11 protein-coding genes are annotated in these 12987 nt (G+C 44.7%); 2 read left to right on the forward strand and 9 right to left on the reverse strand.

The annotated features are described in order from the left end of the window. Nucleotides 1-15: 15 nt before the first annotated feature. The 3 genes from AB685_RS07790 to AB685_RS07800 all read right to left on the reverse strand — a co-directional run bounded on the left by AB685_RS07790 (nucleotide 16) and on the right by AB685_RS07800 (nucleotide 2592). Nucleotides 16-240, reverse strand: a complete 225-nt coding sequence (locus tag AB685_RS07790) for a DUF2198 family protein (RefSeq protein ID WP_047970027.1) — start codon at nucleotides 238-240, stop codon at nucleotides 16-18. A 177-nt stretch (nucleotides 241-417) separates the two neighbouring features. Beyond that, entirely contained in the window at nucleotides 418-840 is a 423-nt protein-coding gene (locus AB685_RS07795) for a hypothetical protein (protein ID WP_047970028.1), read from the reverse strand. 177 nt (nucleotides 841-1017) lie between these two features. Next, the gene (locus tag AB685_RS07800; protein ID WP_047970029.1) at nucleotides 1018-2592 is read right to left on the reverse strand and encodes a peptide chain release factor 3; all 1575 of its coding nucleotides are present in this window, start codon (nucleotides 2590-2592) and stop codon (nucleotides 1018-1020) included. A gap of 149 nt (nucleotides 2593-2741) precedes the next feature. Between AB685_RS07800 and AB685_RS07805 the strand changes: the two genes are divergently transcribed. Next, nucleotides 2742-3011: a hypothetical protein gene (locus AB685_RS07805; protein ID WP_047970030.1), complete on the forward strand. Its 270-nt coding sequence runs from the start codon at nucleotides 2742-2744 to the stop codon at nucleotides 3009-3011. 117 nt (nucleotides 3012-3128) lie between these two features. Here the strand turns inward: AB685_RS07805 and gntK are convergent, their stop codons facing one another. The 3 genes from gntK to gnd form a co-directional block, all read right to left on the reverse strand. Continuing rightward, nucleotides 3129-4661 (reverse strand): gluconokinase, encoded by a 1533-nt coding sequence (gntK, locus tag AB685_RS07810; protein WP_047970031.1) that lies wholly within the window; start codon nucleotides 4659-4661, stop codon nucleotides 3129-3131. A 69-nt stretch (nucleotides 4662-4730) separates the two neighbouring features. Then, nucleotides 4731-6077 (reverse strand): gluconate:H+ symporter, encoded by a 1347-nt coding sequence (locus tag AB685_RS07815; RefSeq protein WP_047970032.1) that lies wholly within the window; start codon nucleotides 6075-6077, stop codon nucleotides 4731-4733. A 231-nt stretch (nucleotides 6078-6308) separates the two neighbouring features. After that, complete coding sequence (gene gnd / locus AB685_RS07820) at nucleotides 6309-7205, reverse strand: phosphogluconate dehydrogenase (NAD(+)-dependent, decarboxylating) (protein ID WP_047970033.1); 897 nt, start codon at nucleotides 7203-7205, stop codon at nucleotides 6309-6311. A 175-nt stretch (nucleotides 7206-7380) separates the two neighbouring features. Between gnd and AB685_RS07825 the strand changes: the two genes are divergently transcribed. Next, nucleotides 7381-8238 carry a MurR/RpiR family transcriptional regulator gene (locus tag AB685_RS07825; protein ID WP_047970034.1) on the forward strand — a complete coding sequence of 286 codons (858 nt, stop codon included), beginning with the start codon at nucleotides 7381-7383 and terminating at the stop codon, nucleotides 8236-8238. Nucleotides 8239-8784: 546 nt separating this feature from the next. Here AB685_RS07825 and AB685_RS07830 read toward each other — a convergent pair. The 3 genes from AB685_RS07830 to AB685_RS07840 all read right to left on the reverse strand — a co-directional run bounded on the left by AB685_RS07830 (nucleotide 8785) and on the right by AB685_RS07840 (nucleotide 12850). After that, on the reverse strand, nucleotides 8785-9795 hold the full coding sequence (locus AB685_RS07830) for a DUF1646 family protein (RefSeq protein ID WP_047970035.1): 1011 nt from the start codon (nucleotides 9793-9795) through the stop codon (nucleotides 8785-8787). 136 nt (nucleotides 9796-9931) lie between these two features. Continuing rightward, a complete protein-coding gene (locus AB685_RS07835; protein WP_053073753.1) occupies nucleotides 9932-11128 on the reverse strand; it encodes a PDZ domain-containing protein in 1197 nt (398 codons plus the stop codon). A gap of 243 nt (nucleotides 11129-11371) precedes the next feature. After that, entirely contained in the window at nucleotides 11372-12850 is a 1479-nt protein-coding gene (locus AB685_RS07840) for a S41 family peptidase (protein ID WP_047970037.1), read from the reverse strand. Nucleotides 12851-12987 lie beyond the last annotated feature (137 nt).

Below are 12987 nucleotides of genomic sequence, written 5' to 3' on the forward strand. Positions count from 1 at the left end.
GCTGCTCCCTCTTTTTTATTTTAACTTCCCTACCATTCGCTTCGCATATAAAAATCCGATTGCAATGGAGACGATGTCCACCAACATAACGTACCATTCGTTCCCGTGCCCCTTCATAATGGAGACCAGGATCAGGACTACCGCCAAACCTGTACCAACATATAGGTTGTATGTCACTCGCGTAAAAAGGACCACAAGCAGTGCAGGAATAATCAACGCCAATACCAGCTTTACCAACAATCTGAAAACCTCTTTTCTATCTCATCCGAAAATCTTCTATTGTTAGTATAGCAGTTTTTCAACGTTGATATAAAAAGAATTAATCAACCGGAATAACCGGAATAACCTGAATATCATCTCCAAAGATTCTGCGTATCACCGTTTTTCCATTTTCTTCTTTGGCTTCAACTCTGTTCCCTATTCAACCTCCACAGCAATCTCCGTCACACTTCTCAATTTTTTCTGCTTATTTGCCAGCTGGATTTTGTTCACGAATGTAAGGATGGATTGTCTGTCATCATCATTTTCTATCACAAACTCGACCAAATAGGTGTATCTTCTTTTTTTCACGTTTGCCTGCACTCCAAGAATGTTGGCTCTAAATTCAAGCATCTGATTTGAAACAATGAATTTCAGCCCTAATAGCACATTACTATCCTCCGGAATTTGCACGCGACTGATAAAACGCAATTTTTCCATATTCAGCTCTTCTACAAACACCTTTGTACTCCCTGTTGTCACATCACGACCGCTCACTTGTAAAATGGACATCCCGCCCACTACAAAATGTCTTGTTCGATAGAGTCCTAACCACATCAATTTATTCTGTTGCTTTGTCACAAGACTGCCCCCTACATCCGTTCAATGGTTTTTGTTTTTTATATCGGCCAAACTCAGCGTTATTTTAGAAAAATCAGATAGTAACCTTTAATATTGTCCAGTTTTGCAGTGACTCAAAAAAAAATGCCCAAAACATCCATCGGATATTTTGGGCATTTTTATATTTACAACTCATTCTTAATCCTCTTCCGCCATAATATCAATCAGGCCGATTTTCGGATTCTTATCTTTAAACCATCGTAACGAGAAGTCATTATCAAACAGTGCAACATACTGATCATTTCGGTCTTTCACTAGGATGTTACGGGAATCAAACAATGACGTATCCACATCCTGGCTCTCTAGCCAACGTGGAATTTTCGATCCAATCATGTTGTAGACCACTTCCACGTTATACTCGCCTTTCATGCGGTACTCAAATACGTCCAATTGGAGCTGACCAACCGCTCCAAGAATGTATGCCTCTGTGCCATATTGACGGAACAGTTGGATGGCACCCTCCTGTACTAGTTGGGTGATTCCTTTTCCGAACTGCTTTCCTTTCATCACGTTCTTCGCTTCCACCTTTACGAAAAGCTCAGGTGCGAACGTCGGGATCTCGTCGAACTCGGCTTTATGGCTACCACCATACAAGGAGTCACCAATTTGATATACACCAGGATCATAAATCCCGATGATATCACCAGGGTAGGCAAGATCGACGGTTTCACGGTCTGATGCCAAGAACTGCTGAGATTGTGCCAGCTTAATGGATTTACCTGTACGACTTACCGTTACGGTCATTCCGCGGTCAAACACACCGGAACAGATACGTAAAAACGCTAAGCGGTCGCGGTGTGCAGGGTTCATGTTAGCTTGGATTTTGAAAATAAAGCCGGAGAACTCGGTAGATTGGGGCTCAATTTTCTCCTCCTGTGTCTGACGCGGCTGTGGCTCGCTTGCAAGATCCAGGAACGTACGGAAAAACATTTCCACTCCAAAATTAGAAATAGCACTTCCGAAGAATACAGGTGTCTGGAGTCCGTTCTTCACCTTATTGATGTCAAAATCGTTTCCTGCCTCTTCTAGTAGTTCAAAATCCTCTTTTGCCTGAATGAACGTAGGGTGTGTAGCAATCTCCTCCACTGCATCCAGTTCCTTGAAAGGAATGCGGTCCTCTTCTTCTTTACCTTGATAGCGTATGAACACTTCATTGTAACGGTCATAAACACCCAAGAAGCGTTTACCCATACCAACAGGCCAGTTCATTGCATAGGACTCAATGCCAAGCACCTCTTCAATCTCTTCCAATAACGCAAGCGGTTCTTTTCCTTCGCGGTCCAATTTGTTAATGAAAGTGAAAATAGGAATACCACGCATACGACACACCTTGAAAAGCTTGATGGTCTGTGGCTCGACCCCTTTCGTGCAATCGATGATCATCACGGCGCTATCTACCGCTGTCAATGTACGATACGTATCTTCACTGAAGTCTTCATGTCCTGGAGTATCAAGGATATTGATATGTTTATCCATGTACTCGAAGCTCATGACACTTGACGTTACCGAGATACCACGCTTTTTCTCGATTTCCATCCAGTCGGACGTCGCAAACTTTCCTGATTTTTTCCCCTTAACCGTACCCGCTGAGCGAATGACGTTTCCGAATAATAGAAGTTTCTCTGTCAACGTCGTTTTCCCGGCATCCGGGTGGGAAATGATCGCAAAGGTTCTGCGACGTTCTATCTCTTTATTTAAAAGTTCATTTTTCACAATTCCGTACCTACCTCTCAAAAATTACACAATAGTGATATTATAACAGAAATCAGCTTGAGAAAAATATAGCAATCCGCTGAAAACCTATTTCCAATATTCCTATATTCCGTTATACTCTTTGTAAATATATGTTAGGAGTGATCATTTTGGCAAAAAGTAAAGCGAAGAAACTGCGCGACAAGCAAGTCCGCGAAGGTAGACGCAACCCTGAAAACGGCCGCGGCACGTATGCACTGGCGAACCTCGGCACAAAGATGACTAAGAGTAAAAAAGAAAAATTAAATCAGCTGTACAAAAAAGAACGACAATCTCGCTATGGTGGTGACCGAGAGAATGTCGTTCTTTATTTTTATTACCTTATAACCGCCGCTGTTGATTTCCGCGACAGGCTTCGCTTTCCGCGGGGCGGTGCTTGAGCCTCCTCACAACGCTTCAGGGGTCTCAAGTCTACCGCTACCTCCCGCCGGAGTCTGCGCCTTTTGCTCCAATCAACAGCTATAGTATCTGTACTTACAATAGATTAAAATTGCCCGTCATTTCCTCTGCTGAAATGCAACCACCGAATCAAACTCCTGCTCATACAAACGGCTCAATCGGATGAATAAAGGAGTCAACTCTTTATAAACTTCCACTTCCGCCAGATCAGGTACATACCCTTTCGTCGTCCCAATCATCTCATTCATCACATCAAACGAGTCAATCTCACCGAGCGCATACAGTCCAAGCACCGCAGCTCCAAGGCAAGAACTTTCCACACTTTCCGGGATACTTACTTCCTGGTTGAAAATGTTGGATAGCATCTGGCACCACACTTCCGAACGAGCAAAGCCGCCCGTCGCATGTATTTTTTCAGGAATGCCGATGATCTCCTCCAATGCAAGAAGCACAGTATAAAGATTCAGGTTGATCCCTTCTAGCACGGCACGCATCATATGCTCTCTTTTATGATGGATGCCAAGTCCGTAGAATGAACCGCGCGCGTTTCCGTTCCATAACGGTGCACGTTCACCTGTCAGATAAGGGTGGAAAAGAACCCCTTCCGCACCCGGTTTCACCTGGGCGATTTTGTCTGTCATCACATCATATGGATCAACACCAAGCGCTTTGGCTTCTTCGACTTCCGCCTGACAAAATTCATCGCGTAGCCAGCGCATGATCATGCCACCATTATTGACCGGACCGCCGATTACCCAGTGGTTTTCTGTCAGCGCATAGCAGAATGTTCTGCCTTTTGGATCGGTTACCGGCTTGTCCGCTACTGTGCGGATGGCGCCGCTTGTTCCGATGGTCAGAGCCACCACGCCTGGCTGCACAGCATTGACGCCAAGATTGGAAAGCACGCCATCGTTTGCCCCAACGACAAACTTTACATTGGTAGGAAGACCGAGCTTCACTGCCCACTCCGGTTTTATGCCTGTAATGATTTCTGTTGTTGGCACAAGTCTGGACAGCTTGCCAGGTGTCACACCGGCGACTCCCAGAGCACCTGCGTCCCAATCAAGCTTTTCCAAATTAAGCATTCCTGTTGCCGAAGCAATTGAATGGTCCACAACATACTCTCCGAACAGCTTATGGAATACGTACTCTTTTATGGAAATGAACTTATGTGCTTTTTCAAACGTTTGAGGGTGTTCGTTCCGCAACCAGACCAGTTTGGCCAAAGGTGACATCGGGTGAATCGGCGTTCCCGTTCTGCGGTATATTTCATGTCCATTCCATTCGTTTTTGATTTTCTTCGCCCATTTCTCGCTGCGCTGGTCTGCCCATGTGATGCTTTTGGTAAGTGGTGTACCATTCACATCTACAGCTATTAAGCTATGCATCGCCGCACTAAAACTGACGTGTGAAAGTTCGGCAGTAGCAATGCCACCAAGTAGCACCGCTTCCCTGATGGAAATGGCCACAGCCTCCATAATCTCATCCGGATCCTGCTCAGCCGCTCCCATCTCGGGAGTATAAAGGGGATACTCTACTGCATACTGGCTCTGTACTTTTCCGTCCTTTGTAAAAAGTACCGCCTTTGTGCTTGTTGTTCCTATATCAACGCCTAGCATATATTTCGTCATGGTGTCTTCCTCCTTGATTCCAAAATCACAACGGGCCAAGGAAAACTGCTTCCTTGACCCAATTATATTTTACCCTATAAATATACCAAGAATCACAGCTACCGCAAAACCAACCAACCCGATGATGGTTTCCATGACAGTCCAGGATTTCAATGTATCTTTTACATCCAGTCCAAAATATCTGTTCACCAACCAGAAACCGGAGTCGTTCACATGAGATAGTACGGTTGCACCGGAAGCGATCGAGATAACGATCAGGCCAAGCACAGGCCCTTCAAGTCCCATGATACCGATAAGAGGTGTGATAAGTCCTGCTGCTGTTACCATGGATACTGTTGCGGAACCTTGGGCAACACGTACTGCCGCCGCGATCAGGAACGCAAGCACAATCGGTGGTAGTGCAGATCCTGCCATCATTTCACCAAGCACATCACCAACACCAGAATCAATAAGTACTTGCTTGAATACTCCACCAGCACCCGTTACAAGAATGATGATACCAGCAGGTTCTAAAGCCTTTGTTGATATGTCTTGCACTTCTTGTTTCGTGTATCCACGCTTTGTTCCCAAGAAGTAGAACGTCAATAATGTCGCAATTGTCAGTGCTACGAATGGATGACCGACAAATGTCGTAATCTCTCGAACGATATGGCCTTCTTCATAGATGACCGTTGAAAACGTATTCACTAAAATTAGTACTAAAGGTACTAGAATGATAGAAGCAATCAGACCGAATCCTGGAAGGTCCTTGTCGTATTCTTTGTCTTCATCAATTTCCATATATTTAGGAACGACTACATGAATTTTCTTACCGATATATTTACCGAAGACCGGTCCAGCTAAAATCATAGCTGGAATACCAGCGATTACACCAAACAGGATAACCCAGCCAAGGTCCGCACCGATTAGATCAGCAACCGCAATCGGTCCTGGAGTCGGTGGAATGAAACTGTGTGTAACGGCAAGACCAGCCAGTAATGGAATACCGTAGTGTAAAAGGGATTTACCTGTTTTTCTCGCCAAGCCATAAACGATAGGTACTAAGATGATAAATCCGACATCGAAGAAAACCGGAATTGCTACAAGGAAACCTGTGATACCAAGTGCCCATTGCGATTTATCTTCTCCAAATTTCTTCATCAAAGTTTGAGCAAGTCTTTCTGCTCCACCTGATACCTCTAACATTTTACCGAACATGGCACCAAGTCCGACTACGACTGCGACGAAGCCTAGGGTACCTCCCATTCCGTTCTGGACGGACGCGATGACTTCATTGAGCGGCATGCCTGCTGCAATACCGACTAGTAAACTGACAAGAAGCAGGGCTACGAATGCGTGAAGTTTTGTACGGATGACTAGGAATAATAGCAGGAATATTGCAGCTGCTGCGATTAAGATTAACATAGATCCTGACATGTTTTGTTTCCTCCTTTTTGGATAGCTCTATTTTAAAAATTTATGTTTTAACGTGTACTCCCTGATGACTTCCGTTCCAGATGTTCGCTTTCCGCGGGGCGTGTGCTTGAGCCTCCTCACTACGTTGCGGGGTCTCAAGCTACCGCTGCCTCCCGCCGGAGTCGAACATCTTGCACTGCAGTCATCAGGGGGATGTTTATTTAATTTAACGTCTCTCGTTATCTACTTAAATCAATTCTTTTCGACTGCATGTCCGCCGAATTCGTTTCGTAGTGCTGCAACGACTTTTCCGGAGAATGTGTCCGGCTCAAGTGAGCGGTATCTCATCATAAGGGACAGGGCGATTACTGGTGCTGCTGCTTGAAGCTCAAGTGCTGTCTCTACTGTCCATTTACCCTCACCGGATGAATGCATAACCCCTTTGATTCCTTCGAGTCTGGCATCCTTACTGAATGCATTTTCCGTGAGTTCCATCAGCCATGAACGGACAACGGAGCCGTTATTCCAGACTCTTGCAACCTTTTCATAGTCAAAGTCAAAATCACTTTTTTCCAAAATGTCGAAGCCTTCCGCAATTGCCTGCATCATGCCGTATTCGACACCGTTATGGACCATTTTCAGGAAATGTCCGCTTCCGGATTTCCCGGCATACAAGTAGCCGTTCTCCACGCAAATATCCTGGAACAGCTTTTCTACATGCTTGAACGCTTCTTCATTTCCGCCGACCATCGTGCAAGCTCCATTTCGAGCCCCTTCCATTCCGCCGCTTGTCCCGACATCCAGGTAGTGGACACCTTTTGCAGCAAGTTCTTCCGCACGCTTCAACGTGTCTTTGTAATTGGAGTTTCCACCGTCGATAATGATGTCTCCCTCTGTTACAAGTCTAGTAATCTCTGAAAGCACGCTTTCCGTAATCTCACCGGCCGGTACCATCATCCATACCACTTTCGGAGATTCCAGCTTGCCTAGTGCCTCCTCAATTGAGTAAGCTCCCATCGCTCCAGCTTGCTCGCTCTTGACAACGTTTTCATTATCTACATCAAAAGCGACTACCTCATGCTTGTTATCTATCAAATTCAATGTTAGGTTGTACCCCATCTTGCCTAAGCCGATCATTGCCAGTTTCATATATGTTTGAAACTCCTTTCTATCTAAGCATCCTTTTGTAGGAAAAAATATTTTTTAACATGTCCCTATTATGAAAAAAAATTCCTCAAAATGCAAGCGTTATCAAAAAATAGTTTCTTTTTTTTTGAAACCTCTTTATGATAGATAGTAGATTACTATTCTGGAGGGTCGCACCATGAACAGCCAAGAAACCCAATACTGCATGATGCGCATACGTTCCCACTATCCACAGTTCAGGGGGAAGGAGCAAGTCATTGCGGACTATATCCTCACCAATCCACAGAAAATTGTCCACAGCACCATCAATCAGGTTGCCGATGATCTCGGTGTAGCTGACTCCACTGTGTTCCGTTTTTGCCAGCGAATCGGTTTCAAAGGATACCAGGCGATGAAAATTGCCCTTGCTAGAGAGATTGTCGAACCTATCCAAGACATTCATGAGAACATCATGGAACACGACAGCGAAAAAACAATTGCGGAAAAAGTTTTCCGGTCCAATATAAAAACATTGGAAGATACGTTGAAAATTCTCGACGATAACGCTTTTCATAATGTGATCAGTGCAATTCTGGGAGCACGAAAAGTAGAATTATTCGGCAGTGGTGGATCCAACGTGATTGCCATGGACGCCTATCATAAGCTTATCCGTACGGGAGTTTCCGTTAACGTTCAGTCCGACACCCACATGCAGCTCATGTCAGCCAGCCAGCTGACAGACGAGGACGTGGCCATCATCATTTCACATACAGGGGCATCAAAGGACATGATGCATATTCTTGAGGTCGTGAAAGAAAACGGAGTCAAGACGATCGGCATCACCAACTTTGCCAAATCTCCGCTCAGTCAGGGCGTGGACATTGCACTGTATACAATGTCAGAGGAGACGGACTACAGATCGGAAGCGTTGGCCTCTAGGATTGCTCAGCTTGCCATGATTGATGCCATTTATGTGAATGTATTGATGGCGAAGAAAGATAAAGGAAAAGAGGCGTTGCAGAAGGTACGTGCGGCGATATCGGTGAAGCGAATTTAAAGAGGTTTGGTGAGATTTCAAAAAAACACAGAAGTTTTGATTGGACTTCTGTGTTTTTTGTTGTCTTTTCTCAAAGCTCTGTTAATGATTTTAGTAACCTAGGACGAATGGTTCAGTATTTTACTGAGCTATTATCATATGCAAAAAGAACAGCATTTTGCTATGCAAGTAGAAATACATTCTTTTGTGTAAATTCAGTATTTGCGATAGGTAACGGAGTCTGTCAGGAGTAAGGACACGCTTTTTGATAATAAACTTATACTATTCCAGCGCATATTTCCTCCTACAATCAATTACCTTTCCAATCCCCCCACTCGAATCGTTTTTCTCATCACTATAGTCACTTATTCCAACCGTTAACAGAGGTAGATCCCTCCGCATTTCACAGTAATTCCCCCATTAACATAATAATCCCCCCACAGAAAAGATTATTCCCCCCATACCAAAGAGAGATTAAACCAGAAAACAATATATTCCCCCCACAAATAATCGTTTTCCCCCCAATACTCTTATTTTGTAACACCCCAGTCTCATATTTCACTTGTTTTAAACCGCAATAAAATAATAAACCACCATCGCACAAAGCCCGACCGGGACACCATGTCTTGCCCACTCTTTACTCGTAATCCCAAGTTTACCCGCAGCAATGATGTTCGGGATATTTCCTGGCACAAGCATCCCTCCACTGATCATCAGGCCAAGCAAAATGACCCTCGTGACCGCCGGTTCCAATTCACCGCTGATTTCCGCTGCAGCTAGTGTTGCGTTGTCCAAAATCGCTGATGACATATTTAACCAATAAAGTACAGATGGATCAAGCCCCATGAAATAAGCGGAGACGAACGGCTCAAATCCCGCTCCAAGAAAAGTCAGCCCCATGACGAAGAAATAGACCTTCAAGCCCCTGATAAAAATATCTTCATAGCTTTCAACCTTATCCTTACCACTACGCTCAGCATCTTTCAGGCCAGGATGTTTTATTAAAAAGGCCGCAAGCAGACCGAACAGGAATAATGCCAATAAGACATCCGCTCCAATCAGCCTGAACAGATAAAAGAAATCACCGTTCAATTTGCTGATTGTCACAATGGAAAGCGGTTCTCCGATCGGCGTTAGTGCAGCACCGAGCCCTATCGAAAAGCAGGCTAAAACGGTAAGCCGGATCTGCTCTTTTCTTGCAAAATCGAGGCCAACCACTATAAATACTAAAATAAGCGCAGCAATAATCGCCGTTATGACACTTGAGATCAGCCCAAGAAAAATGATAATCAAAAATATGAATAGCCTGAATGGAACCTTATTTTTCATAAGGAGCAGTGTGCGGCTAAGTGGCCCCTGTAACCACCTGAAAACGAGACCTGCAACCAGTACGGCTATAGAAATGTAGATTGGGTCTGTTGCCGCCATAAAAAATAGCCGCTCATTATAGACGCCACTCACCATGCAAGCGAAAATCCCCATGCACAACAGGAATACTTCCATATTCCCCTCTATTTTTTTCACAAGTAAAGGTCCAAGCAAGACGATAAGAAAAATCGATATCAATCCGAAATCCATTTTTCACACTCCCGTTTTCTGAAGAAATTCTAAAGATAACGGTTCATGTATATGCAGTTTTTGGACAAACATGCCTAAAAAAGAAGGGAGGGTTCTTGCGCTTATACAACGCAAGAACCCTCCCTTTTTAAACAAATCAAACCGCTTCCGTCTGCTTCCACTTCTTCCCGACCTGTACGAATAGCAGGCCCAATTCATGGTGATCGCCCTCATACAGGGCACATTGTGCAAACCGCGCTTCTCCATTCGCATCCACGACCTGTAGCTTGCAGAATGCACGATTCTGTTGAAGTGCTTCATAGAAATTTGATACGGAATTCACCGGTATATTGTTTACTTTTGTAATTATTTCGCCTACTTGAAGATTCATTTTTCCGGCAGGACTTTCCGGGATGACACCAAGAATCACAAGCCCTTTATCCCGTTGGACAAAAATCGGCTGGTGCTTTTCGTCCTGCATTCTGGCTCTGTAGTTAAGCCATTCCCTTCCTACTACGGCAATTACCGCTGCAAGGATGGCTGAATTTTCCCACCAGAAGCTGCCAATACTTGTTGCCAGCACGAGTACTCCCAGTAAAAGAAGCTGACGACCGACGACAGGTATCACGTCAACCGGCAGGCTAGATTTCAGGCGCTGATAATAGCCCATACTGAACGGTACAAGCCATAAGGACAAGGTGTGTTCCCCCATCTGCAGGACCGGCCACCACTCGAAGTTTGTCTGAATGCCTCCAGACCCTACTGGTACAAACAGAAATAGCGGAAGGACCCATACCCGCTGAACAACATGTGTGCCGACCGGCAATCCCCGTTTACTTTTCTGAAGCTGAGGCGAGGTTTGAAACGGCGCCTGCTTCAGGACAAACAATCCTTCTGCAATCATTAGAATCCCCATCAATAGTGCAAGTGTCGGAAGATGTGTCTCCTCCAGGGAATCAAACAATCGCTGAATGAGGGTGACACTGGTTTCCAGTTTCGGAAACAGGACGACACCCAATAGTGAAAATCCGAATATGTAAGCCGTCGAAAGCCATCTCGGCTTTATGAAAAGTGTAAAAATGATGGTAAATAAACTGAGCAACACAATTGTTCCGAACGGTAGAATAAATCCCAACCCTAGTGTCAGAACAGATAAAGCAAGTCCTACCAAAAGGCTTTTACATGCTTTTTGGAACTCCGTGAGGCCGTATTCCACTCTTATATGAAAGTCATAACGTTCTCTTTTGACGCGAAAATATCCCAATACTACTGCAACGGCTAAGGTTACATAAAGGACAGGGTGGATGAAAAGGCGACCCACTCCTATCAACAATTCCCAAAACCATGATTCCATCACCCGATCACCGCCTAAACATACAAACTTTCCTTTTATTTTACCACAAAAAAGTCAGCTCCCACCATAACGGAAGCTGACTCGAGTAATTTATTTACGCTCTTTTCTCAAAGATTGTTGCTATTCACTAGTAAAAAATCGGCCATTGGATTTTTCACCGCTTATCGACTCTAAATTAGGCATGTAGTCTATCCCGTATAGCGAAGAAAAGAGCACGATAGCAAGGAATATTACGAACAACCTTTATTTGAACAAGGTCTTGATCGCTTCTTTCAACTGTACGTCGTTCTCTTTCGCACGTACTGATTCGAGCAGCTGTGCCTGAAGCTGTTCAGCTGTCTGGCTGTCAACTTTTCCGGATGTCGATAGATCGTTTTCAGCCTGGAAGGATTTCACGGCATCTTCCGTTTCCTTGCTGAAGTAACCATCTTCACGTCCCGGATCGAAGCCAAGGCCTTTCAGCATCACTTGCACGTTTTTCACTTTTTCACTGTTCGTATCCAGTGCCAGCTCTTCGTCCTCTTCCATGTTGATTGGATTGGCATAGAAGTAGTCAGGCTGTTTGACTGGGATTGTCGGTTCAACGCCGTCATTGTGGATCCAGTTTCCATCAGGTGTCAACCATTTGTAGAGAGTCAGCTTCAAGTTGCTTCCATCTCCAAGCTCCAGTGCCTGCTGGACGGTTCCTTTACCGAATGAAGCATCACCGACCACTTCATAGTTTCCGGCTTCCTTCAGGGCTCCTGCCAGGATTTCTGATGCAGAGGCACTTCCTTTATCAATAAGTGTGACGATTCCATACGTTTTTTTCTCCGTCATGGAGGAGAAGAAGCGTTGTTTTTCGCCGTTACGTTGTTCGATTTGCACATATGGTTTTTCTTTTGTTACTAGTTCAGCGGCAATGATCTGTACCTGGTCCAAAAGTCCTCCAGGGTTACCGCGGACATCGACAATCAAACCGTCGATATTCTGTTCTTCAAGAGCAGCCAATTGTTCTTGGAAGTCTTTTCCGGTATTTTGTGAGAAGGAGGTAATCTCGATATAACCAACCTTTTTACCATCTTGGTCGATTGTTTCGGAGTAAACCGTTTCAATCGGAATCGTGTCACGTGTCACTTCTACATTAAACGACTCCTGCACGCCAGGTCGCTGAATTTCCAACGTAACGACCGTCCCTTTTTCACCACGAATCTTAAGTACGGCCTGATACAAGTCAAGTCCTTCTATATCCTCTTCATCCACTTTGAGAATTTGATCATTCGGTTGCAGACCTGCCTTTTCAGCCGGTGACCCACGGAATGGGGATACAATGGTCACCTTTCCGTTCTGCATACCTACTTCAGCCCCAATTCCTTCAAAAGAAGATTCAAGAGACTGGGTAAATTGTTCCGCTGTATCTTTATCCATATACACGGAGTATGGATCCTCGAGTGTATTTACCATGCCTTGAATAGCGCCTTCAATCAGCTTTTCTGAATCGGTTTCCTCGACATAGCGGGAGAAAATAATCTCATAGGCCTGTTGAATCTTCTCCATTTGCTCTTCCGTGTTTTTCGGTTTTTCCTGTGGTGCCGCCTGTTCTGTGTTGTCAGTCAGAGGGTTCTGCACGGATGGTACAGCAGCTGCCTGCCCATGTCCAAACCACTGAATTCCTGCATACATTCCTGCTGCTCCAACTAGAACTGATACAATCATTAATACTGTGACAATTTTGCGATTCATGTAAGCTCCTCCTCATCCTATACCCCGTACCGAACGATAGATATGACGCAATTGTACCATAGCCGGGCATTGGTTGAAAATTATTAAAATTTATGTATGTGGCCACGGAGTGAGGGACGGTTCCTCGTTTGCTTGTC

The organism is Bacillus sp. LL01 (assembly GCF_001037965.1).

Bases quoted from the DNA above. Each gene is read 5' to 3' on its own strand.
- AB685_RS07830 (WP_047970035.1), bottom strand. From the start codon at position 9,795: ATGGATTTCGGATTGATATCGATTTTTCTTATCGTCTTGCTTGGACCT.
- gntK (WP_047970031.1), bottom strand. From the start codon at position 4,661: ATGACGAAATATATGCTAGGCGTTGATATAGGAACAACAAGCACAAAG.
- AB685_RS07840 (WP_047970037.1), bottom strand. From the start codon at position 12,850: ATGAATCGCAAAATTGTCACAGTATTAATGATTGTATCAGTTCTAGTT.
- AB685_RS07825 (WP_047970034.1), top strand. From the start codon at position 7,381: ATGAACAGCCAAGAAACCCAATACTGCATGATGCGCATACGTTCCCAC.
- AB685_RS07835 (WP_053073753.1), bottom strand. From the start codon at position 11,128: ATGGAATCATGGTTTTGGGAATTGTTGATAGGAGTGGGTCGCCTTTTC.
- gnd (WP_047970033.1), bottom strand. From the start codon at position 7,205: ATGAAACTGGCAATGATCGGCTTAGGCAAGATGGGGTACAACCTAACA.
- AB685_RS07815 (WP_047970032.1), bottom strand. From the start codon at position 6,077: ATGTCAGGATCTATGTTAATCTTAATCGCAGCAGCTGCAATATTCCTG.